The 25,328-nt window shown below is 35.5% G+C and carries 19 protein-coding genes; 6 read left to right on the top strand and 13 right to left on the bottom strand.

Translation table 11 applies throughout. From position 1 onward, the window contains the following. The first annotated feature begins 418 nt into the window (after positions 1–418). The 5 genes from QP953_RS22580 (at position 419) to QP953_RS22560 (ending at position 9,831) form a co-directional block, all read left to right on the top strand. Complete coding sequence (locus QP953_RS22580) at positions 419–940, top strand: sigma-70 family RNA polymerase sigma factor (RefSeq protein WP_052593958.1); 522 nt, start codon at positions 419–421, stop codon at positions 938–940. A gap of 52 nt (positions 941–992) precedes the next feature. Next, positions 993–1,847, top strand: coding sequence for a FecR family protein (locus QP953_RS22575; protein WP_052593960.1), 855 nt, complete (start codon positions 993–995; stop codon positions 1,845–1,847). Between the two features lie 8 nt (positions 1,848–1,855). Next, a complete protein-coding gene (locus QP953_RS22570) occupies positions 1,856–4,300 on the top strand; it encodes a carboxypeptidase-like regulatory domain-containing protein (RefSeq protein WP_309553038.1) in 2,445 nt (814 codons plus the stop codon). Positions 4,301–4,609: 309 nt separating this feature from the next. Next, entirely contained in the window at positions 4,610–7,048 is a 2,439-nt protein-coding gene (locus QP953_RS22565; RefSeq protein ID WP_309553037.1) for a carboxypeptidase-like regulatory domain-containing protein, read from the top strand. A 338-nt stretch (positions 7,049–7,386) separates the two neighbouring features. After that, positions 7,387–9,831: a carboxypeptidase-like regulatory domain-containing protein gene (locus QP953_RS22560; RefSeq protein WP_309553036.1), complete on the top strand. Its 2,445-nt coding sequence runs from the start codon at positions 7,387–7,389 to the stop codon at positions 9,829–9,831. A 147-nt stretch (positions 9,832–9,978) separates the two neighbouring features. On the opposite strand, the gene QP953_RS22555 is transcribed toward QP953_RS22560, so the two are convergent. From QP953_RS22555 to QP953_RS22545, 3 genes are all read right to left on the bottom strand, one after another. Then, on the bottom strand, positions 9,979–10,494 hold the full coding sequence (locus QP953_RS22555) for a phage tail protein (RefSeq protein ID WP_052593967.1): 516 nt from the start codon (positions 10,492–10,494) through the stop codon (positions 9,979–9,981). A 47-nt stretch (positions 10,495–10,541) separates the two neighbouring features. Further along, positions 10,542–11,057 carry a phage tail protein gene (locus tag QP953_RS22550; RefSeq protein ID WP_052593968.1) on the bottom strand — a complete coding sequence of 172 codons (516 nt, stop codon included), beginning with the start codon at positions 11,055–11,057 and terminating at the stop codon, positions 10,542–10,544. Between the two features lie 487 nt (positions 11,058–11,544). Continuing rightward, positions 11,545–12,516, bottom strand: a complete 972-nt coding sequence (locus tag QP953_RS22545) for a T9SS type A sorting domain-containing protein (RefSeq protein ID WP_309553035.1) — start codon at positions 12,514–12,516, stop codon at positions 11,545–11,547. 356 nt (positions 12,517–12,872) lie between these two features. Between QP953_RS22545 and QP953_RS22540 the strand changes: the two genes are divergently transcribed. After that, positions 12,873–13,745, top strand: a complete 873-nt coding sequence (locus QP953_RS22540) for an anti-sigma factor (protein ID WP_309553034.1) — start codon at positions 12,873–12,875, stop codon at positions 13,743–13,745. Positions 13,746–13,993: 248 nt separating this feature from the next. Here QP953_RS22540 and QP953_RS22535 read toward each other — a convergent pair whose 3' ends face one another. The 10 genes from QP953_RS22535 to QP953_RS22495 all read right to left on the bottom strand — a co-directional run bounded on the left by QP953_RS22535 (position 13,994) and on the right by QP953_RS22495 (position 25,314). Further along, on the bottom strand, positions 13,994–14,383 hold the full coding sequence (locus QP953_RS22535) for an SET domain-containing protein (protein WP_309553033.1): 390 nt from the start codon (positions 14,381–14,383) through the stop codon (positions 13,994–13,996). A gap of 635 nt (positions 14,384–15,018) precedes the next feature. Next, a complete protein-coding gene (locus QP953_RS22530) occupies positions 15,019–15,507 on the bottom strand; it encodes a hypothetical protein (RefSeq protein ID WP_309553032.1) in 489 nt (162 codons plus the stop codon). Positions 15,508–15,611: 104 nt separating this feature from the next. After that, entirely contained in the window at positions 15,612–15,716 is a 105-nt protein-coding gene (locus QP953_RS28640) for a hypothetical protein (RefSeq protein ID WP_408913547.1), read from the bottom strand. A gap of 888 nt (positions 15,717–16,604) precedes the next feature. Continuing rightward, the gene (locus QP953_RS22525) at positions 16,605–17,738 is read right to left on the bottom strand and encodes a glycosyltransferase family 1 protein (RefSeq protein WP_309553031.1); all 1,134 of its coding nucleotides are present in this window, start codon (positions 17,736–17,738) and stop codon (positions 16,605–16,607) included. Positions 17,739–17,875: 137 nt separating this feature from the next. After that, positions 17,876–18,508, bottom strand: a complete 633-nt coding sequence (locus QP953_RS22520) for an HAD family hydrolase (protein ID WP_309553030.1) — start codon at positions 18,506–18,508, stop codon at positions 17,876–17,878. A 107-nt stretch (positions 18,509–18,615) separates the two neighbouring features. Continuing rightward, the gene (locus tag QP953_RS22515; RefSeq protein WP_309553029.1) at positions 18,616–19,722 is read right to left on the bottom strand and encodes a heparan-alpha-glucosaminide N-acetyltransferase domain-containing protein; all 1,107 of its coding nucleotides are present in this window, start codon (positions 19,720–19,722) and stop codon (positions 18,616–18,618) included. A 92-nt stretch (positions 19,723–19,814) separates the two neighbouring features. Continuing rightward, complete coding sequence (locus tag QP953_RS22510; RefSeq protein WP_309553028.1) at positions 19,815–20,405, bottom strand: nitroreductase; 591 nt, start codon at positions 20,403–20,405, stop codon at positions 19,815–19,817. A 17-nt stretch (positions 20,406–20,422) separates the two neighbouring features. Next, a complete protein-coding gene (locus QP953_RS22505) occupies positions 20,423–22,267 on the bottom strand; it encodes an IucA/IucC family siderophore biosynthesis protein (protein WP_309553027.1) in 1,845 nt (614 codons plus the stop codon). A 39-nt stretch (positions 22,268–22,306) separates the two neighbouring features. Further along, positions 22,307–22,870 (bottom strand): GNAT family N-acetyltransferase, encoded by a 564-nt coding sequence (locus QP953_RS22500; protein WP_309553026.1) that lies wholly within the window; start codon positions 22,868–22,870, stop codon positions 22,307–22,309. Next, positions 22,867–25,314 carry a GNAT family N-acetyltransferase gene (locus QP953_RS22495; protein WP_309553025.1) on the bottom strand — a complete coding sequence of 816 codons (2,448 nt, stop codon included), beginning with the start codon at positions 25,312–25,314 and terminating at the stop codon, positions 22,867–22,869. Before QP953_RS22495 ends, QP953_RS22500 begins: the two co-directional genes overlap by 4 nt. Positions 25,315–25,328: the final 14 nt, after the last annotated feature.

Genomic DNA, 25,328 nt, shown 5'->3' with positions numbered 1-25,328 from the left:
CTCGTTTAGGAGTAGCGAAAAGGAGAAAAGGTTTGTATTGTATTAAGAGAATAAATTTGATCGTTGTTATAGTTGTTGGATAGTAATTTTTGTTTAGAAATAGTTTTAAACAGCTTCCTAAAACCCAACTAGAGAATGAAGAACTGATTGTTTTTATTTTTTATTAATTTTGTCATGAATCTAGTTCTTAAATAATCATTGGTGTAAGTAGTTTGATGGGAGGGATAATCTCAAAAAAGAACCTATTTTTTTATACAAAAAGTAGGGGGGGAGATATATCAAGCGGTTAGGAGTTATATAACTATTGTTCTGGAGTTGAAAATAATTGGAGATTGGTAAGAGAATGAGGAGTTGATGGAGAATAGTTATTAGATGACAAAAGTAGTGCATACAATCACCACAAAAAAATAGATAGGTTTTGACCAAAGAAGAATTTCAAGCTTGTTTTGATAAATACTTTGATGCCATTCGGAATTATCTCTATTATCGTTCTGGAGATACCGAGTTAGCCACAGATTTGGCACAAGATGTCTTTATGAGAATATGGGAAAAGCAAATGGTTTTGGAAGAAGGGCGCATCAAAGGCTTGCTATACAAAATGGCGAGTGATACGTTTATTTCTCATTTGAGAAAGGTAAAAGTAAAGAACGAATATTTACAGTCGATGCCGTTGGCATTTAAGACAGAACCTACCGAAGGGACAATGGATTATGAAATCCTAAAAAGGCAATATGAAAAAGTACTATCCTCATTGCCAGAAAAGCAACGAGTTGTTTTTCTAATGAGTAGAATGAATGGTTTAACTTACCAAGAAATTGCTGATCGATTGATGATAAGCGTTAAAGCCGTTGAGAAGCGTATGCGTAATGCTTTGGGTAAATTAAGAATGGGGCTTCAGGTAACTATGTTGCTCCTATGTTTTTATTTCTTTGGACTATAAGTATGATAAATTATAAGTCACATAGTTCATTAATTTTAGAAGTAACGTAAAAATGGAAGAAAATAAAGATAGAGATGCCAAGTTTGAGGAACAATTAAAACTGTTTGAAAATATGGAAGTTCCTTATAAAAGGACCAAAGAGGAGGTCTGGGAAGCGATGACCCAAAAAATGACCTCGCCTCCTTCAAAAAAAATTATTCCGCTCTACCTAACTCGATGGGCTGCTGCTGCCGTTATATTAATTATATCAGGGCTTGGTTTTATGCGCTTTTATACAACCAATGTTTATTCTGCTAATGGAGAACATTTGGCGCATACATTGCCAGACGATTCTGTCGTGCGATTAAATGCTGGTTCTAGTCTATCTTATGCACCTTATTGGTGGGTGTTTGAACGTGCTGTATCGTTGGATGGAGAAGCATTTTTTGAGGTAGAAAAAGGCAATCGTTTTGTAGTCAATTCTGATTTGGGGTATACAGAAGTGTTGGGGACCAGTTTTAATATTTATGCTAGAGATACGATCTATCAGGTTTTTTGTAAAACAGGAAAAGTTGGCGTCCATGCGACCAATTCAGATCAATCTATTGTGCTGACTCCTAACGAAAAAGGAGTGTTGAAAAATAATGTATTGACGAAAGAAGTTAAGAAAGATGGCATGTCTAGTATGGGGTGGATGAATGATAAGTTTTATTTAAATAATATTGCTTTTAAAAGAGCAATAGAAGAGGTAGAACGCCAGTTTGATGTGACCATAGAACTAGACAAAAACTTGGAACAGGAACCTTATTCTGGCTTTTTTGACAAAGAGAAACGTATTCAAACTGTCTTGGAGATTATGACGGAATCGCTTGATTTAGAGTTGACCAAAAAAGATGACAAGACTTATAGCATAACATCAAATTATTAAAAAAAGGATTGAAGCCACCACTCTCTAAAATTGTTTTACTCTTTATCGTATTATTATATGCATCTTCCAAAAGTTATGCTCAGCAAATCAATCTGTCTGTCAAAGCAAAACCTTTGGGCGAGGTATTGGGAAGTTTACACCAAGAGTACGATGTTCAAGTTTCTTTTAATGCTCAATTGTTGAATGAATGCCTAATAACGGTAGATCAGCAATTTGAATCTCCTAACGAAGTTTTAGAGTATTTAACCAAACTTTGTAACTTCAAGTACAGAGTGATTGATGGCGTTTTTGTGATTAGCAAAAAGCGTTCTATATCAAAGGAAATGCGTTCGCTCAAACAAAAATATACTTATCAAGGAAAAATTATTGACAAAGAAAATAAAGGCCATTTGCCCTATGCAACAGTTTTGATTGACAATACACGGATAGTGACCGATGTAGAAGGAAATTTTACCTACCAATCCGAAGAAAACAAAGCAAAACTGTTGGTGTCTTATTTGGGGTATTTTGTAAAAGATACGCTTGTCAAAGCAAAGCGAGGCTTCTTGATTGAATTAGCACCTTCTATTACGGAACTGCAAGAAGTAACGGTATTTTCAAATCAAAAAATTAAAACAATCAATTCAGAAGACAGATCTGGCTTGGCAAAATTGAATAACCGTCAAACACTATTTTTGCCAGGAAACAATAAAAATAGCTTGTTTTCTTTTTTGCGTTTGCAACCTGGTGTCATGGCATCTGGTGAGCAAAATAATGGTTATATTTTGTGGGGAGGACAGAAGGGAGAGACGCATATTTTATTTGATGGGATTACGATATTCAATACAAGCAATTATAATAATAAAATAGGCGCAATTAATCCTCTGTTGATTCAAGATATTGAGATCTTAAAAGGTGGATATAATGTAGAAATTGGCGATCGCTTGGGAGGCGTAGTTAATATTACAAGTAAGCCGGGTAACGTGGATACTTCTACCACAGAATTATTGGGAACACACAATTCATTTAATGCTTATATGAATTTAGACCTCAAGAAGCAGTCAAGTTTGCAACTTGGCATTCGTATCGTTGTACCAGATATTTTTGCATCTATTAATATACGACCAACGGCTTTTTTTTCGGATTTGACAGTGAGGTACGCCAAGCAGTTTAAGGATGGCAGTTCTTTACGTTTTACATCGTTGGTTAATGTCGATGCCTCGAATGTTCCCAAAAAACATTATTTAGCAGATTATTGGTATATCAATCAATTTAGACTGAGCAATTTGTACGGAGGAAATTTGAACTATATCAAACCTTGGAAAAATATTGGTCAAACACAATTTAGTCTTGCTTATTCTGAATTTATGACGGATTATTATGTTCGCCATTATGACTTGTATGTTAATGGAACAGGTCGGTTAGAACGCATTGGCGAACAGCATTTTTACAACAGTGTTCGAGAAGTTTCTGCCAAAGTGGTGCATAGACTACCTGCTTCTCGGTACCACCAACTGTCCTTTGGTCTCAATTTTACTTACAATAGCTCTCTAATCAACCATGGTATTCTCAAACGATTTGAAGGCGTTCAGCAAAAGAACAATCGGCTTGGAGCCTATGTTAAAGATGATATTAGCTTTTCTAAATGGTTTACGCTTAGATTAGGAATTCGAGCGGATCTACCTCTAGAGAGCTATACAAAACTGTTGATACAACCAAGAATTGAAGCGATATTTACTCCTGTGTCACAATGGAAAATTAATTTGGCGCATGGTGTTTATAATCAATTTTTGAGTGAGACAACTATTGTTGATGTTTATCGAAATTATACATACCATTGGTCTTTGACCAATAATAAATACCATCCTGTCCCTCAAGCAACCCATACCGTTATCGGGGTATCTGGTCGTTATAAATATTGGAATTGTCGCCTAGAAGCTTATTATAGACGTACCAAAAATACCTTGCAGTACTGGGGGGATAGTAACAATCAAATTATAGAAACCTCTTTTGGGAAGCATTATAATTATGGGGTAGATGTTAAGTTTGGGGCACACTACAAAAATCAGCAAATATGGTTGGCATATACCTTGAGCAAGGCAGAAGTGCAATTGAATAAAAACCAGCCCCCAACTAGAGCGCCACAAGATCAACGGCACGAATTTAAAGTAGCAGGAATGTTTAATGTAGGTCGATTTTTTTGGTCTATTAATTACGTTTATGGAAGTGGCTTCCCAAACAAGCATAACTTAACATCCAATAACAACATACGCTCGTATAGTCGATTAGATATTGGTAGTTTTTATCGTTTTAGAGTTAAGGAGTTAAGTGTTGATTTTGGTTGTTCTGTGCTCAATGTCTTAAATACTTATAATATTCAATACAACAATTGGGCAAATTTTTTGCAAGATGGGGAACAATATATTCAAGCCATGCCACGAAACTTTACATTCTTTGTTCATTTTAAATTTTAGCGTGTTAAGAAAGAATTACTCTTTTAAACGTTAATTAGGTTGATAATTATTATAGTTGGTTTGATTATTGGACGAGGTGATGATGATGAATTTTTGCTCTTTTTTGTAAGTAGTCAAAAAAATAAAGGAAAAAATGGATATGCTTTTTTATCTTTTGGCTAACTAAACTTGCTGCTTAATAGGGTAAAACGACAGCAGGTCATGAGGGGAACTAACCTTGCGATCTCATGAGCGCAGCGAATAATAATCAACAACCACAAAATAGCGGCGCAGCTAACTACTATATACTCAATAACCGATTAAAAACAATTGAAGACACCACGCTCCATAATTGTTTTACTCATTCTGTCTCTATTGGCATACAACAGCTATGCTCAGCAAATTAATGTCCATGCAGAAGCAGAGCCTTTGGGGGAGTTATTGACTAGTTTTCACCAGAACTACAACATTCAGATATCTTTTAATGCTCAATTACTGAATGAATGTCTAATTACAGCCAATCAACATTTTGAATCGCCTTACGAAGCTTTTGATTATTTAGCAGAAGTGTGTGGTTGTAACTATAAGATGTTGGACGGTGTATTTATTGTAACCAAGCCTCGCCCTAGAAAGAGTGTGTACCACAAAGGAGAAACCTACATTTATCAAGGAAAAATAGTGGATAAGATGAACCAAGAAAAACTACCTTATGCAACTATTTTGATCGATAAAACGAGTATTACAACGGATGCCGATGGAAACTTTACATACCAGTCCGACAAACGGAAGGCAAACTTATTGGCTTCGCATGTAGGCTATTTTGTCTTGGACACACTCATCAATGCAGATCGTGGTTTGTGGATTGAATTGTCTCCATCTATAACCGAACTACAAGAGATAACGGTGTTATCAACGAAAAAAATAAATTTGCTAAACCCAGAGCAAAAGTCAGGATTGTCAAAGCTAAACAATCGCCAAACACCTTTCTTGCCAGGTAGCAACAACAATAGCTTGTTCTCATTTTTGCGTTTGCAACCAGGAGTGATGGCATCGGGGGAACAAAACAATGGTTATATTTTGTGGGGAGGACAAAAAGGAGAGACGCATATTATTTTTGACGGTATGACAATTTTTAACACCAGTAATTATAATGATAGGATAGGAGCGATCAATCCACTCATGATAAAAGATATAGAGGTGCTTAAGGGGGGCTATAATGTAGATATTGGCGATCGTTTGGGGGGAGTAGTCAATATTACAAGTAAGTCGGGAAATACAGATACATCAACGGTAGAGATAATGGGGACACCAACCTCTTTTAATGGATATTTGAATTTAAATGTAGCTCCTAAGTCAAGTGTTCAGGTTGGAATTCGCTTTGTTGGACCCGATGCTATTGCTTCTCTTACTCAATTTCCTACAGCAATGTTTATAGATGCTACCACGAAATATACACACCGATTTGACGATGGAGCTTCTTTTGCATTTACAACATTGGCAAACGTGGATATTTCGAGGCGTCCTAGAAATATACCTTCTACCACAAGTATAAAAACAGAGTCTCGAATCAGCGAATTGTTAGCAGGTAGTTTTTCATATATCAAGCCTTGGAAGAAACTGGGGCGCTCCAATCTTAGAGTAGCTTATTCCAATTTTGCGACAGATTTTAGTATTTTTTCAGTTCAGAATAATGGTGGAAATGCTCCATCAATACATTTGCAACGTATATACGAACAACGGTTTTATAATAATGTACGAGAAGTATCTATAAAAGGAGATCATAGTTTTCCTGCGCTCCAATACCACCAATTATCGCTAGGGGTGAACTTGACGCATAACAGTTCTAAGATTAATCATGGTATTATTGAACGTTTTGCGGATATAGAGCAATATTCTAATCGATTTGGGTTTTACCTAAAAGACGAATTAAGTTTGTTTAAAGGATTGCTTATTCGTTTGGGGATTCGGGCGGATTTGCCATTGCAAAATAAAACTCAATTGTATATACAGCCACGTATAGAGGCGATCTTTTCTCCTTCGAATGCATGGAAAATTAATTTAGCACACGGTGTTTATAATCAGTTTATAACAGAAACAACTTTGGTGGATTTCTATCGAAATTATACTTATCATTGGTCTTTAACAAATGGACAGTATCATACAGTACCTCAAGCTACGCATACTGTTTTAGGGCTCTCTGGGCGTTACCAATATTGGAACTGTAGAGTAGAAGGCTATTATAAGAGAATTAAAAATACATTACAATATTGGAGCAATAGTAACAATAAAATTATAGAAACCTCTTTTGGTAAAACCTACAATTATGGTTTGGATGTGAAGCTTGGAGCACATTATAAAAATCAACAAATATGGTTGGCTTATACCTTAAGTAAATCAGAAGTACAGTTTGATAAAAATAAACCAATTACAAGAGCACCACAAGATCAACGACATGAATTTAAAGTAGCAGGGATGTTTAATTGGAAGCAATTTTTCTTATCTGCCAACTATGTTTATGGAAGTGGTTTCCCAAATATTCACAATCTAACTTCTAACAAAAATATACGTCCATATAGTCGATTAGATGTTGGAGGTTTGTATCGTTTTAAGGTCAAAGAATTGAGTATTGATTTTGGTTGCTCGGTGCTAAACGTGCTGAATACATACAATATCCAGTATAATAACTTAGCCAACTTTCCAAAAGAAGGGGAGCAATATATTCAAGCAATGCCAATCAATTTTACGATTTTTGTTCATTTTAAATTTTAATCTAAAAGTTTTGTTATAACAATAGTTCGTTGAAAAACTTTATTAGTTTGATAATCAATAGGTTATATCTTTGTTGTGTTTTATGTTAAAATTTTGATTATCAAACTAATATAAATGTGCTTTTTTATCTTTTTGGTAAAAAAGTAAAAAAGCAACGAACTACTATTATAATATATTCAATAGCTAAAGATGTTGCTAGTACGTACCGCTAACTACGAATACTAAGTGCTCTGCGAAAATGAAAGAAATTTACTTGAAAGAGTTCCAAGAAGTCAGAAAAAATATAATAAAAATAGGTTTGTTTTGAGTGCTAACTAAAAGCAAAAAATAGTAAATCATTGAAATTATTAGATTCTCCAATTGCTTTCTTATGGATCATTATCCTATTTGCGTGCCAGAGCCATGCCCAGCAGATTGATGTCTGTGTAGAAGAAAAACCACTTGGAGAATTATTGGCTAGTTTGCACCTAGACTATGGTGTTCAAGTTTCTTTTAATGCCAAGCTTTTGAACGAATGTTTGATTACAACGACTCAAAAGTTTAAATCTCCTTATGAGACTTTGAATTATTTAACCCAAGTTTGTGGTTGTGAGTATAAAATGATAGATGGAGTTTTTATCGTTACCCAAAAACGAAGTTCTAAACGCTATTATTCTAAAAATAAAAAATACATTTATCAAGGTAAAATAATCGATAAAATAAATCAAGAAAAACTACCTTTTGCAACCATTAGAATTGATAAAACAAGCATTACAACGGATTCAGAAGGAAACTTTACGTATCAGTCCGAAGATCAGAGTGCGAATTTATTGGCTTCTCATGTAGGGTATTTTGTATTAGATACTCTTATTAATGCAGATCATGGTTTGGTGATAGCTCTCACTCCATCTATAACCGAATTGCAAGAAATAACCGTGTTATCTACTCAAAAGATAAAAATTTTAAACCCAGAACAAAAAACAGGTCTGGCTAAAATCAACAATCGTCAAACGCCTTTCTTGCCAGGAAATAACAACAACAGTTTGTTTTCTTTTTTGCGTTTACAGCCAGGAGTGATGGCATCGGGAGAACAAAACAATGGCTATATTTTATGGGGAGGACAGAAAGGGGAGACTCATATTTTGTTTGATGGAATAACGATCTTTAATACTAGTAATTACAACGATAGAATAGGAGCCATCAATCCTATTTTTATTAAAGATATAGAAATTCTGAAAGGGGGATATAATGTGGAAATAGGAGATCGTTTGGGGGGAGTAGTTAATATTACAAGTAAATCGGGTAATAAAGACACAACTACTTGCGAAATGGTAGGGACGCAAAAGTCATTCAATGGCTATATCAACAAGGGAATAGCCCCTAGTTCTAGCATTCAATTGGGTACTAGAATTGTTGGAGCGCCAGATGCTTCTGTTTATTCCACCAACCTTCTGCCTACCGCTATTTTTGCCGATGTAACTAGCAAGTATACACATCGACTTCAAGATGGCAGCCATCTGAGCTTTACGACTTTGGCTAATTTTGATATGTCGCAACGTCCTTTTCGATTGGGAAACACCAATAGTTATTTAGTATACCAAAGACTGAGCAACTTAATAGGAGGAAGTATGACTTACATAAAACCTTGGAAAGAAATAGGACATACCACGATTAAGATGGCTTACTCTGAATTTGCAACAAATTATAGTGTCTATTCTGTTAGTTTTCAGGATTCTATTTTTACAGTTAGAAATCAAAGAATTTCTGAGCAGCGATTTTTTAATAACGTGGGCGAGTTGTCTGTTCGAGCAGATCATGCTTTGCCTGCTTCGCAATACCATCAATTTTCTTTTGGTGCCAATCTGACCCACAATAAGTCTAAGATTAATCATGGCATTATTAAAAGATTTAGAAAGGTAGAGCAACAGTCTTTTCGTTTAGGAGGATATATCAAAGAAGAGATTAGTTTGTTTCAATGGTTGATACTAAGGATGGGAATACGGATAGATTTGCCTTTAGAGAACAAAACACAATTATTGGTTCAGCCAAGAGTTGAAGCCATTCTCTCCCCATCCAAACAATGGAAAATTAATCTAGCGCATGGCGTTTACAATCAATTTATAACCGAAAACACCTTGGTGGACATTTATAGAAATTATACCTATCATTGGTCGTTAACCAACAGTCGATACCACCCCGTTCCTAAAGCTACTCATACTATCTTGGGTGCTTCTGGACGTTATCGATACTGGAGCTGTCGGGTCGAAGCTTATTATAGACATACTAAAAACACCTTGCAGTATTGGAGTGATAGAAACAGTCAAGTTATCGAGACATCTTTAGGCAAAACCTTTAATTATGGTTTAGATGCAAAATTTTCTGCTCATTACAAAAATCAACAGATATGGTTGGCGTATACTTTGAGCAAATCAGAAGTACAAGTTGATAAAAACAAACCACTTACAAGGGCTCCGCAGGATCAACGGCACGAACTTAAAATAGCGGGAATGTTTAATTGGAAACAAATTTTTTGTTCTGTTAATTATGTGTATGGAAGCGGTTTTCCGAATATACATAATTTGACTTCTTCTCAAAATATAAGACCTTATAGTCGCCTAGATCTGGGCGCTCTTTACCGATTTAAAGTAAAAGAATTGAGTATTGATTTTGGCTTTTCTATCTTGAATGTGTTAAACACGTATAACGTTCAGTATAATAACCTTGCGAACTTTCCCAAAAAAGAAGAACAATATACCAACGCTATGCCTTTAAATTTTACCATTTTTGCTCATTTTAGATTTTAGTTCTAGTATTTGAAAATGTTGACTAAGTGTTAAGGATGTACTATAAAAAAGAGGTTATTAGATTGTCCTAATAACCTCTTGACTTAATTTTTATACATAGCTCAATCTTGCATTTTACGACAAGAAATGAACTATTTTTATAACTTTTTAATTTCTAGATGGATAAACACCTTCAAGAGCAATAATGTAGTTGACACAACAGAAAGGTTGTATATTGTTATGGGATTGGCTACCACCAGTATTGCTTGCGGCAAGCGGATTTAATGTTGTATTGGCGCTTGTTCCATACTCGTTATCAAAACTACCTGTATTGGCTAAAAAGTTGTTGGTAGGATCATTTGTTGTTCCAACAACACTTGTTGCATTAATAGTATGATTATGAGATGGAATTTGGTTGATTGTCAAGGTTACATCTTCGGTACCTCCTTTTTGACCTAAGCGATAGTTGCTCAAGCCTGGTCCTTGTCGAGGGTTAATTGCAACACGACCACGCAAGTCAGGTAGTGCAAAAGTAGTTCGGCCATCACCTCCATAGGTAGTCCCTAAAATAGAAAATAAGGCAGAATGGCTGTTAATTGCTAACAATTGACCATCACAAAGCGCCCAACCTCTAGGGGCAAAATTACCACCAAACATAATGATTTCAGCAATAAATGGATTCATATTTTTTTAGTTTAGGTTATTTGAAAATTGGATAGGAATAACTATTGTTAGCTTCTAGATGGGAATACCCCTTGCAAAGCAATAATAAAATTGACACAGCAGTAAGGTTGTATATTCGTATGCGATTGTCCCCCTCCAGTGTGTCCTAGGGCATTGCTGTTCATGATGGTGTTGGCTGTTGTTCCATATTCCGAATCAAAGGCACCCGTGTTGGCTAAAAAGTGGTTGGTAGGATCGTTGGTTGTTCCTGCACTGTTGTTTACATTAATCATGTGATTGTGGGAGGGAATTTGATTCGTTGTTAACGTTACAGTCTCTGTTCCTCCTTTTTGCCCCAAACGGTAGTCACTTAGACCTGGACCATTCCCAGGGTGAATGGCAACACGACCACGTAGGTCAGGTAGTGCAAAAGTAGTTCGACCGTCACCACCATAAGTAGTTCCTAAAATAGAAAATAAAGCAGAATTTTGAGCAATAGGTAATAGCTGACCATCGCAAAAAGCCCAACCTCTAGGGGCAAAATTACCGCCAAACATAATAATCTCTCCAATAAAAGGATCCATAGTTTAAAAGTTTTAAGTGTTAATGATATATACGATACTTATCTGTAATAATTATATTACAAAATAGTAAATAAGCACAGAATTAAATAGAACTAATGTTTGTGTGATTTTATAGATTCTATTTCAATAGATATTTATGAAGGATAGCCAACTTAATGTAAATGATCATTTATGATTTAAGATATGTTATTGGATGAAGTACCATTAGTGGTTGATACTTAAGTCTATATCAAAAAACGAGGGAGAAAGTATTTAAAAGTTACTACGAAAGTACAGTAGTTCGTTGGGCTTCCTTAGGTCTAGTACCTGAAGAAGTTTATGTAGTGGTATTAACTACGTTGTAGTTCCGATAATTTTTTTGAACGATTACTTCATACTTCCGACTTGTTGCATAACAAAAATAACTTTTTATTTAAAAAATAAAAATAAGTATGCTATAAAATTTGTTTATTTTTTAATTCTATAGAATATTATATTTTGTATAAGATTATTTTAATGTAATTTTTTTGCTAACTGTATGTGTTGCCGTATGAATTCTTGTCCAGTAAAACCCTTTAGGCAAGGAATGTAAGTTTATTTGAAGTTGGTTTTGAGATACAGGAATGGTTCGTAGTATTTGCCCCGTTGTTGCAATAATTTCGATTGTATGCATATCGCGACCTTGAACATAGACTATACCTGTTGTAAGGTTGGGGAATAGGTGGATTTTGCCTTGTGAGCCTAGTGGCGTATCAGATGAGGTAGGGACTAGATCTTGCGACAGATAAGCAAATAAATTAAGGTGATATTGGCGATTGCTACTTTGAAAAATATCTGTCTCGTAACGATTGCTTGTTATACGAGGATCTCTAAAAATACGCTCACCAGAGCCTAATATAACTTTGCCTAATCCCCATTTTCTTACTGCTAGTAAAGGAATTCTATTGGAAGAATAACCCAATACATTCCAAGCTGAGCTACTAAAAAAACGACCACTAACATCGGTTTGAATGCTACTTAGTTGCTTGGTTAAAGGGTGCGCTACAAAAGAGGTAATAGCAGTTTCAATCAATGGCCATTCTCGTCCAGTTTGATCGCCATCAACTCCAATAACTTCTATACCAAGTGGTGTCAGTAGGTTGTCATAACCTTTTCTGCTAGTTAAATAAAGTGTCCCACCTTCTCGAACAAAGGTTAAAATAGCCTCTACTTGACTTTGAGAAAAAAGTTGCTCTTGATTCCACGTTTGTCGAAGGTTAAAAAGGGTAAGTGCTGTTTTATTTTCTAAAGATTGAGCCGAAATATCCGAATAAGAAACATTCTGCGGTACGTATCCGCTATCTTCAATAATAGAACGAAGTTCTGTGGTGTACTTGCTCAATCCAACTGTTAGAATAGTTTGGGCTTGCAGAAAAGAAAGCCCGTTAAGCATATAGATATAACAAAAAAGAACAACTACGGTGACTTTTGATGACAGCATATTATGAAATTTAAGTTGAAAGACCTTTTCTAAAGTACAAAATAAGTATGGAATCGATCGTCTTATCCAATAGAAAATTGATCACAAATACAACATACGCTTCAATATATAATTTGAGATAAGAAAATTGGACGACTCAAAAGAGCGATAAGGGAAAAATCGTTAAAAGTAAAGGAATTCTGACCTATTTATCGACTAGGTATTTGCCTCATCTTTGTTTTATCAGCTTGGCAATTGTTTTTAGCCAAATTGATAACCAATTATTTCTATAACTATGAATGTGTCATTAAAATCTATTTGAGGAAGATTTGCTGTAAGTGCCAATGTGGTGATACATTTAGTAAAAAGTACAAAAGATGAGAATAACAAATTTTTTATTGATTGCCTTAGTCAGTGGATTGTTTATTTTAACAGGATGTCAAGAAACACCAATTACAACCAATAACTTTACAGTCTCTATCGCAGGGCTAGAAGATTTAGGAAATGATTATGTGTACGAAGGTTGGTTAATTGTCAATGGAACTCCAGTTTCTACAGGGACTTTTACCGTTAATAATACAGGAGTTTTATCTCAAACAAGTTTTGAAGCAGATATTAGTGATTTGGACAATGCAACAAAATTTGTCTTATCGATAGAACCTAGTGTCGATAGTGATCCTGCACCTAGTGCTGTCAAAATTCTGGCAGGAGATTTTAGCAACAATACCGCAACACTTTCAGTTGGAGATGGTGCTGCATTGGGAAATGATTTTTCTACAGCAGCAGGTTCTTATATTTTAGCTACTCCAACAGATGCTTTGTCTAATAACGAGAATAGTGGCGTTTGGTGGTTGGTACCAGGAGGAACACCCAGCTTAACGTTACCGACGCTACCCAGTGGATGGAGATACGAAGGATGGGCTGTTGTTAATGGAATGCCTTTGAGTACAGGAACATTTACCAATGTTTCAGGAGCAGATGATGCTGCACCTTACAGTGGTCCTAATGCAGGACCAGCTTTTCCTGGCGAAGACTTTTTAACCAATGCTCCTTCTGGAATTACTTTTCCTTTGGATTTGTCGAATGCTAATGTTGTTATTTCTGTAGAACCATTTCCAGACAATAGTGAGAAGCCATTTTTACTAAAACCGTTGGCTGCAACAGTACCCGCTAATGCGACGAATGGTACGTCTTATAATATGAATAATAACAATACTACTAATCCTAGTGGAACAGTGACAAGACCATAATAGGTTACTACAGGATAATTAGATAGCTTACTTATTTTTTGACACCACTTTAGGGGGATGTAAAACTAGGAACGACTAGTAACTAAAATAAAGTGTTTGGATAGATGATTCTATGTGCAAGATAAGATTTTAAGAGGGCTGGATGCTTTTCTTTTAGTAGTATTCCTGTTCTTATGAATTCAAATTTAGTGGTGTATTTATTTATGATGCGTTGATTGGATGGTACTTAAATCAGCGCATCTTTTTTGCTATTTGGTGTCGAACCAAAGCGGAGAGTCATCTTCTGGATTGCCATTATAGTTAATCGTAATTTCTTCGCCAGCAACAATGTCTCTCAAGGCGTGGATATAAAGAACATCCGCATCCATATCAACTTGATAGGTAGCATTACAGGTAAAAGAATGATTGTAAATGCTGCCATAGCCCAAAGCAAGTGCTCCTGCTTGTAAATCCTCGTCCCATTCAAAATAATAATCGTTGATAATGGTCCCTTGCAAAGCTGGAATATCTTCTTTAGGGAGGTATAGGATAGGACAAATTTCTATAATACTACCAGAGCTAATTGGTACACCTGTAAAAACACCTCGCCCATGCAATTTGCTGTGAGCGACAAAAATATGGGGAATCTGTTGACTCATCTCCTGAACAATAAAAAAATTCTTGGATAACCCAGTTCTAAAATTTGAATGATTGGCTCGTTATACTTACATGTCTGTAATTATGCTGCGATTAGTTACCCTAGAATGCATGAACAAATGAACAATTTGGTTGACAACATACTTTTTACTTATGTTGGGGCAAATATATTATTTTCAGTTTTTTTTAGAAAAAATAAGCTTAGAATTCTTAATGAATAATCGATGTATTATCCATTATTTAGGGGACACGGCAGTGTGCCACAAATTATGCACTATGAATATAACTAATCCCAAAGAAAAATCATAGATTTTGTGGTGTTAAACAAAGTCCCCAAGCTTTAGTTCTAAAGAGCCTTCTAGAACAATGGATGAATAAGTGTTAATTTATTAAAATTAAGTAATCGTTCAGAAAAAATTCTATAAACCACGAAGTAGCACCGCAGGTAAAGCCACACTTTTCCTCTTCGATTAGTACTAAAAATAAGGCTATTTTTTACCTATAATTTTTTATGCCCACTTACTATATAGGGAGTATTTTGCCAATTGTACTCGAGGAGCAGTGCAGCAACAGGGTAAAATTAGTGAGAGCTCATGGACCCACTTAATTTTGATCGCTTGTTGTTAGGTAGAGTTTTTTATAACAAGAACTTATTTATTCTTATTTGAATTTCGTTCTTATCTTTAGATGTTGGCTTATAGCTTTTTAATGTTTTGTAGACACTAATGTTGAATTGTTTTTTCCCTAATCTAGTATCTATAATGTCTTGAATATTCTCCATCCTTTCTTTACAAGTATGTTTTGAAATTTTTTGATTTACACTTGCTTCAATCTGAAATATGAACAGGTCTTCTAATTCATCAATAGGGACAATTTTAAGGATGGAATCTGTTTCAAATTTATCAAGCCATTTGGCAATTGTTCTGTAATTATCATTATTCAATTTTACTTGAGAAGATGAATCATATTTAAGATTTAAAGTATATTCCATAATTCTTTTATTTATGATACTTTCAATATCATGATATTCCCCATTTTTTTTTTCATTTAAGTTGGGTGAATGATTATTCTTGCAAGAATAGAGAAAGATCAATATAATAGTTATTATAGGTAGTATTTTTTTCATTTGTTTTATCTAACAATTACAAGTATTTTTACATATCTGTCTGGATCATCCGATATTTCTCCTTTAGAGGAATATCGGATATCAGCAACTCCTTCAGTTTCTGATTACTTACCAATAATAGTATCTAGTAGTTTTTTGACATCTAATGCCCGCTGCTCACCTAATTTGTCATTATATCGGTCATTTCCTGTAGTAGTAGTATAGCCAATAACTTTTATATATGCTTCTCTATTTTCTACTTTGTTTTTGAGTTCTTGTTGTAATGAATCCCACCATTTATGAAGAACCCTTAGTTGGTCACAAGAGAGAATTGCTTGATTTTCTGATTCAAAAATTAGCTCTTTTGAGACTGGTGGTGGTGCAATATACTTAAGAGCTTTTAGTTTAAGGGTAGGAGCTATAGATTTTAAGACTTTATCTTTAAATTCTGCTTTTTCTTTGATAGTGTTTTTACAATAAAGGATAGTATGATTATAAAAGAACTTAGTAATTCAAGTAAACTAAAATCACTTAAATAAATAAAAATACAAGTATATATTATTGCTCCAGATAAGTCTATAATTTTACTTTTTTCTTCAAAAAAAACATTATAGATAAAGAATAAAATTGAAAAAAGAAGAAAACATACCTCAGTTATTTGCTCATTTAAGGGAAGTTTAATTAGAAAAAAACATAGCGCAGCAGTAATCAATGTACGTGTCATAATTAGTCTATTCAGCTCTTCGATTCAATTTAATTAAAAAGGGAGTAATTTCATTAGGTTTGATTAGACGTTCAGTATTTTGAGTAGCTTCAGTGTCTATGGTACTATAGAAATCGTCGAAATTCATTATTTATAAAGTAACTTTTTGAAATTGAATTTTAGGTTTTTACTTTTATAGTCACTAACTACTTGCCAAACACAATAGTCCATTGTATTTATCTATAAAAAATAAGTTCCAAATTATTAAAAAATCTAAAGAGCCAGCAATTTTTGTTGAAAAAAATGTTTAAAAATATGAGTATATATTTCAGTGGTTTTAATCGAATTATGGGCCAGTAGTGTTGGCATATATCTTAAGTTGAGGTCTCTTTCCAATCACTACTCTGTGGATTATTTAGCGGAGTAGTAATTGTTGGTAACAGGTGATTAATTGTTGACTGAGCTTTTGAGGATGAAATAATTGTTGGGCATACTCGTATCCTTTGTTGCACATTGTTTGTGCTAAGGTGGGGTGCTTCAACACTTGTTGAATGGCTTGAGCAAGACCTTGTTTATCGGTTGGAGATACGTACAAAGAATGTGGACCTCCAGCTTCTGTTAGGGCAGAGGTGTTTGCTGTAATAACAGGAGTTTTACTTAATAAAGCCTCAACAACAGGCAAGCCAAAGCCTTCATAAAAAGAAGGGTAGACAAGGAGTGTTGCTTTTTGGTAGAGTGCTTGCAATACTTCATTGGATGCCAAGTCCGTTATCCAGATGATTTTTTTCTCTAACTGCATTGCTTTAATCAGCGTTTGAACTTCTTTTTTATACTGCCCTCCCTGTCCAACGACTACAATAGGCAACTGTTGATCGGAAGGCAAATATTGGTAAGCCTGAATTAGCAACTTTAAATTCTTACGCTCTTGAATGGTTCCCACAGACAAAACATATCGTTCGGGCAATCTATATTTTTTTAGCAAGGCTTCTATAGAAGTAGAATCATTTAAGGTGTAATAGATAGGATGGCAAGCTTGATAGATAACCTCTATTTTTTCAGGAGCTATCTTATAATATTGTACAATATCTCGTTTTGTATGTTCGCTAATAGCTATAATTCGATCTGCTTGCTGACAACTGTACCTAAATTTTCTATCATATATTTGTCGATCAAAAAAAGAGTACGTTTGGGGATAAACTTTGAAAATTAGATCGTGAATGGTGACGATGCTTTTTATACCGCTGCGTTGAATGCCAATGGGCAATTCGTGGCTAAGACCGTGGTATAGTTCAATAGAATCTGCTCGTAGTTGTTTGGGAATTGAAAAGGTACGCCACCAACTTTTAAATAAAGTTTTGGGGGCAAAAGAGTGGTAGAGATTGGAATTTAAAAAGGGAGTTGTTCGAGCATCATGGTTAATTTTAGGGCTGTATAAATGGTATTGATGCTCTGGGTGAAAGGTCGCTAAATTAGATACTAGCGTGCGACTGTAATTGCCCAACCCTGTAAAATTGCAAAAAAGTCGTTTGGCATCAAATCCTATTTTCATATGAGTTTGTCCAGTCATTATTCAATTCTGTATTAGCCCATTTATGGATAAACTACCTAGCTAATTTAACGCAAGGAGGTTAAGTGGACTATTGTCGAATGCTACTACTAATTGGTTGTTAGGAAGTAATGTGATTATTATAAATAGTTATCAAGCAAATTCATATCATAAAAAACAGTGGCTCCTGCTTCCTCAAGCTGTTTAGCTGTACGCTTAGAAGCATAGCCAAGCACCTCGAAGCCACCTGTTTTGGCAGCAGTAACACCCGCCAAACTATCCTCAACAATGAGACATTCATGAGGCGCAAAACCCATTGTTTTTGCGGCATGTAAAAATAGGTCGGGTTGAGGCTTCCACTTCTGGATATCATAAGCGCTAAAAATATTACCTTGAAAAAAGTGTGTTAATTTTAACAGCCCTAAATTCAATCGAATTTTCTCTTGAGGAGCATTAGAGGCAACACATCGAGGAAGTGTCAAGCGTTCTAAAGCTGCATGAATTCCAGGGATGGGTTGTAGGCTCTTTTCAAAAGCTTCATAGGTTCGAGCACGATAAATATGGACAATATTAGCAGGAAACTTTTGACCACTAGCTTTTTCTATATAATCAAAACAATATTGCAATGATTGACCAGAAAATTCACCAATAGCTTGTTCTAGAGACATAGAATAGCCCATTTCTTGTGCCAAATCAACAATCGCACCTATTGAAGTAGCTTCGCTGTCAACCAAAACACCATCACAATCAAAAATGATGCACTTAAATTTCATTTCTATCTTTTTGGAATGTTACTTAAACCATTGTCGAAAGATAGAGTAGAAATTTCATAATTCAAAATAATGAGGAAAATGCCGAATTGAATTTAAAAAATGATAGGTTAACGAACAGATATTCCAAGTGTTTTTTTCTTCTTTCTAAAAGAAACTTTATGCATTTTTTCATAATAAAAATGAATAAAATAAGTGAAAATGGTGATGATAGGAATAAGGACAAGAACAACGCCAACACCATGTTGTTGGTACCCCAAGATTCCCATTCCAAAACAAATAATAACCCATTGAAATACGTATAATAACGTAACTCGTTGGCTAGAATAGATCAAAAAATTAAAAAATACATTAGGGGCAAAATAGCCTGCAATTTTGTTAACAATGAACAGCAAAACAAGATTAAAACCTAATAAGTAGATAGCACCACCTGGTCCTAAATGAAAATAATCGTTAAAGTGGTAGCTAAAATTGCTATAAACTAACCCTCCTCCAATAAGAAGAAACAGCAGACCATATAGTAGCATTTGCCTAAAAATAAACGTTTGATGGTTGTTTTTTTCCTTGAACCACCTGCCAAAAAACATGCCCGCTAAAATAAAAAAGAACCAAGGAAATACTGCAAAGTAAACATTCCATTCTCCTCCCCAAAGTAGATCCAAGCAATAGTCAACACCTATTATATCCAAACGAATACCTCGTACGAATGGGGTAATGATTAGTAGAAGTAGTCCTATTGCCAATGGAATAAACTTGTTATTGCCCAATTTTTGAACCCCAACCAAAAGTAATAGCGAAATTCCTGCTAATTGCAAGATGTCGCCCGTTAATAATAGATAAGTTAATTGCCCAAACTCTAGTGGAGCTGTCCAACCATAGGCTGCTATAAATTCAGTAGGTAGAATACCTAAGAAATAGGGAACAACAAACTTAAAGAGATTCATTCCATAACCAAATCCCAATAGCCCTAAGGCTCTACGAATGATAGCACGGGTACTCTGTCTTTTAGATAGACAAAAAGAGAAGCCCATGGCGATTAAGAACATTGGAGTACCTTTTCCGATGAAATGAATACTCGTTCCAAGCCAAGTGCTACTTTGAGTATAAGGATTTCCATACATCCATAATGTATGAACAACAACAACAAATAGGACACTGATTCCTCTTGCCAAGTCGATGGCAAGTACTCTATTTCTATTATTAATATTTGGATTCATTTGTATTTTATTTTGGTTCATTGATGCTAATAAGCGATAATCTAGTTAACGCCAAGAGTTGCTCACGAGGGAAGCTAATCTTTAGCAATTGTTTATTCTGACCAACTTAATTTTTTTCGTAATAATTTTCTTCTTCTTTTGGGAGGTGCTTGTTTGGGAGAATAGTATCCCATATAAAAAAGCCCCAAACACCGTTCATTTTTTTTAAGACCTAATTGAGCACCATATAAAATAGCAGCTTCAGAGCTATCCCAATAGCCCCCTATGTCATAAGCAGTACAGGACAACCACAAGTTTTGAACGGCACAAGCAACAGCAGCGAGTTCCTCCCATTCTTTAATGTTTACTTTTAAAGAACGTTGCATAATAATAGCGACCATCGTAGCATGTTGTGGATAGTGGCGTGTCTGTTCGTATCGGGAAGGAGGGAAATCTTTCTCGTTCCATTCTCTTTGATAATAGTCTAGTAAAAAAGTGCCCAATGCTTTTCGATGCTTGCCTCTCAAGACCACAAAACGCCAAGGTTCCGTACATTTATAATTAGGTGCCCAAGTCGCATTGATGATTAATTCTGTTAGTATCGAATCAGGGATTTCTTTAGCTAAAAAATCATCGGCATAAACACTTTTTCGGGTGCGAATGATTTCGCTTAAAAATGCAGCTTTATTTTTTTCATTCATCATTTTGTTAGATAATTACTTTACAGCGTATTTAGCTCTTTTGATGGATAATTATTGGTAGAGTAGCCCAATGCTTGATTGGCATAGCAAGCGATTGGATTGTTAAGCATACCCGCAAATTGCAAACTATTCATGGGATCTTCCAAATCAAGCATCTGTTGATTGTTGCGGATTTGCAAGCGATTCAAGCAGCATTTTTTGAATTGAGGAACAAAAAGATTGTAGCGTTGATATTTTTCTGCATAGCTTGGAAAGCGTTTTTGGTAGTCGTGTACACATTCTGCTACAAGTTGCCAAAATGAATCTTCTGAAAAATGAGTTTGTTCATTAAGAATAGCGCTCATAAATCTAAAGTAACAATCAAAAACATCGGTAAACAACGACAATATTTTCATTTCATCAGTTGTTTCGACAAACACTCGTTGAGCGGCTTTAGGAAGTGTCAATTCTTTGTTGTAAAGAAGAATTTCTTCTGTAATATCTTTCATGAAAATACCTGTTGGTAAATTGTCTTCTAAAATGAGAATGACATTTTCACCATGAGGCATAAAGACCAATTCATACTTAAAAAAACAATGCAATAGCGTAGAAAAATAAGCTTTTAAATAGGCTTTTATCCATATTTCTATAGAATGACCAGATGCTTTTATGAGTTCTGGCAGAAAGGCTGTTCCTTGATGATCTATATGTAACAACGCCGCCATTGTCATGACTCGTTGCGATGCTGTTATTTTGGATAGAGGGCTTTCTCTCCATAAAGCAGAAAGCATCTTATTATGGGCGCAAGAGCTGCCTAGTTTTTCATAATAATGATTGGTATATCCGATGGTAGCAACTTCACCCAACATAAGAAAACCACATTCTTGCAAATAAGCATCAGGCTCTAATAATTGGTTAATCCAGTCTGTAATGACAGGGGTGCTTTTCATATAATTAGGAGACAAGCCTCTCATAAATCCCATATTAATAATAGACAAAGCCGTTTTGGTATAAAAATGATTGGGCTTATCCTTATTATATAGTGTGCGAATAGATTGCTGAGCGACATAGCTGTCTTTAGACGTTCCTAAATATAAGAGTCGTTTTTGGGCTAAATCGGGGGCAAAAACCAACGCTAACTTATTGAACCATTGCCAAGGATGTACAGGAATGAAAATGAAATCATCAGGATTTTGTCCCAACTCGATTATTTTTTTATTAAAATCCTGTATCATCGAAAGTCCTAATTCTTGTTCCAAAAGTTGCTGGTAACTCAAGGCTTGAATAGCACTAAAACAAGTGCGAGTCTTATGTCCTGCCAACCAAACTAAAGTAAAAGGATTGGCTGCCTCTGGAGCAAACGCTTCGTAATCATTTCCATCAAAGCCTATGCGACCACTATTGGCTATAAAACAAGGATGCCCTTCTACCATTGCTTGCTCTATGGTCTGAAAATCGGCCTGAACCAATGCTTTTGAGTTATTTTTTTGATGACAGTATTTATATGCTTGACTAGAAAGTGTGCTGGTCAATTCTTCTAAGTAGGTAGGGCAGACGCTTGCCGTAATTCCCAATTGAATTTCAAATTCTAAAACAAAAGCAAGTAAGTCTAGCGTCTCTTTTTGACCATAATTGATCTTGGTAAGAGAGGCTTCGTCGATGTGCCAGTGTTCTAACGCTAATATTTTAGCATCAAATTGATAATAAATATTAGGATCATCAGCGTAGACAATATATGAAGTATTACTATCCTTTCTTAACGTTGGCTTTATTAGTCCTTCGTGCGCTAATTCAGCCATTGCTTTTTTTAGTTGTTTTCGATTGACAATAGCCCAACTGTCAGGATTTAGATGTTGAATAATCGAATGATGGTAAGATGAAGTCATTGATAATATATTTAAATCTTTGATGGTTTAAGAAACTGCTTAATAGACACTACATTCAGCTCGACTTTGCTGATAAGCCTCGTAAGTACAGAAAGCTAAGAAAGCTTTTTTGTCAGGTAGGTTGACCTGTTTGTCGTAGACAAAACCCGCTCGTTTGTTAAGGCGATGAATTTTGTGATTATTGACATCTGGTTCGACAACAATGCGTTTGCAATGGTTTTGCTCAAATAAAAAATCCATAATGCTAGAAAAGACATGCCAAGTGAAACCAGAAATTCGATGTTGAGGAGGTTTGACCAATACATGCATGCCGCAATCTCCTTCTAAAACGGGGTAATGTTGCCCGATAGGATCCGTTTTGGGGTTGTAAGATTCCATCAAGAAAGCAGCTTCATTCTGTATCTCCCCAATATATACCTTATAGTCAGGGATACTGAGCAAATGCGTGTAAGTTGTAATCAGCTCCTCTGCCGTAGCATCTAACATACCCCAATATTGAGCATGTGGATTGTTGACCCATTTCAATAAACAAGCAGCGTCTTTTTTGACACTAAATGGTCGAAAGGAAATAGGATGTGTTTCTTTTAACGGTGTTTGGTTCATAAAGCAGCCTGGTTGATGATAGAAGAAGTTGTTGTTGTGTTGTAATTTGCAATAGGATTTTTTAAGCGCCCAACAAATTGTAACAGAGCCGTCGGATCATCTAAATCAATCATTTGCTTGCCATTATTTAGTTGGAGGCGATTTAAACAAGATAATTGAAAATCAGGTGCAAATAAATCGTATTGCTCGAACTTAGATTGTAGTTCGGGGTATCTAGCTTGGTAGTCTAATATGTTTTCGGCTACCAATTCCCAAAATCGTTGCTCGTCATAGTTGGCATGCTCTACTAGAATCTGTGCCAAAAAACGGAAGAAGCCGTCAAAGATGTCAATGAAAATAGAGAGTAGTTTTACATCTTCATCAACAGGGGCATACATCCGCTCTAATCCTTTGGGAAGCTCTATATTAGGATTTAAAATAACGGCTTCTTCTGTAATATCTTTCAAAAAGACCTTGATAGGCATATGGTTGTCAAACACAAGAATTAAATTTTCACCATGTGGCATAAAGACCAAGTCATATTGATAGAAACAATGTAGGAGAGGACTTAGGTAGGCTTTGAGATACTTTCGAAGCCAGTGGTCGGTTGTTAAGCCAGAAGCTTTGATAAGTTCAGGCAGCAAAGCATCGCCATTTTGATCTACGTGCAGCAGTGCTGCCATCGTCATGACTTGTTGCCCTTCTTGAAGTTTGGAAGTTGGGCTTTCTCGCCACAAAGAGGCCAGCATTTTGTTATAATCATTGTGAGGACCCAATTCTTCATAATAAGGATTGATATAACTAACCGATGCAATTTCTCCGAGCATTTCAAAGCCAGTTTCTTGTATATATTTGTCTTGATGTAGTAAATTTTCCAACCAAACTGCCATTTGAGGAGCTGTTCCTAAATAATACATTGGAAGCCCTCTCATAAAGCCCATATTGAGAATGGATAAGGCTGTTTTGGTGTAAAACTTATGAGGATGTGTACTGTTGTATAAGGTGCGTATGGACTGCTGCGCAAAATACTGATCGTTGCCATAACCCAAACAAATAAGTTTGCCTTGAGCTATTTCGGGCGCAAATATATTGGATAATTTATTGAACCATTGCCAAGGATGGATAGGAATGAAATAATAATCCTCAGGGGCAAAACCATCGTCTGTTATCATTTTCGAAAACATCGCACGTGTTTCAGCATCCAATTCTTGTTGAATTAGGGTTTCATAAGGCAAATCCTTTGTCCCCGCATAGAATGTTCGATCTTTGTGCCCTGCTAACCACAGTAGAGAAAATGAATTGCCCGATTCAGGGGCATAAGCTCTATAATCACCGCTATCAAAACCAATACGACCATTGTTGGCCACAAAACCAGGGTGTCCCTCCATCATGGCTTGTTCGATTGTTTGAAAATCAGCATAGACCAATTCTTTGGCACAAGGATTTTGTTTGATGTGTTTATAGGCACTGCTATAGAGAGTGCTGGTGATTTCCTCCAAATAAATGGCTAAATTCTTTTGTTGTATCCCTAAAGCATTTTTAAACTCTTTGATAAACAAAAGGGCATCTAATGAAACAGGGGTTCCTGTCTTGGTTTTGGTGATAGAATCTAAAGCTATGTACAAGTGATTCAAGGCCATTTCCTTGGCCTTAAAAGTATAGACAATGCTAGTATCATCTGTTGTTAAGGTATACGTATTCCAACCTTCTGAACTTTCTTGAATTACAGGTTCAATTAGGCGTTCGTGTGAAAACTCACAGATTGCTTTTTTGATTAATAGACGATTGACCTGTTGCCATATTTGTGGTTGAATATGTGCAATGGCTTGTTGTGGTGAAACAATATTATTATTGGTCGTATTCATAGCACTTCGTTTGATCATGCGATGGGTCTTTTGATTGATGATAAAATCTTTTTTTTCATAAAAAGCAAGTTGTGCTGTTTTGTGCGGTAGACTGACAATTCGATCTAAAACAAAGCCAATGCGCTCACAAATGGCAAACATCTTCTTGTTTTGAATATCTGGTTCTACTAAAATGCGTTCAACAGTTGGATTGCTAAAAATAAAGCGACTGATGGCATCAAAAATATGCCATGTAAAGTTGGGAATCGGTTGTTCTGCGGGGGCCACTAATACATGGATGCCACAGTCACCAATTCGCTGACTATAGTAGTTGGAAATGAGGTCTTTTTCAGGATCATATCGTTCCAATAAAAAGGCTGGCACTCCATTGTAGTAGCCCATAAAAACATCGTAATGTTTTGGGTGAATTAGCTTTTGGTACTCTAGTTTTACTTGCTCTAGGGTTGTATCTTGCAATCCCCAAAAAAAAGCATATTCTTGATTGACCCATTGGTGAATTAGTGGAACATCTGTTGTTATATCAAATGGGGCTAACTCAATGGTGCCAAAATGCTCGTAACTGATTTGATAGAGTACAGTTTCTTTTTTATCTTTTATCATAATATTAAATCGTT

It is taken from the genome of Aureispira sp. CCB-E (assembly GCF_031326345.1).
GTDB lineage: Bacteria > Bacteroidota > Bacteroidia > Chitinophagales > Saprospiraceae > Aureispira.
Note: the sequence above shows the minus strand (reverse complement) of the source record. Positions and strands in the feature narration are given on the sequence as shown.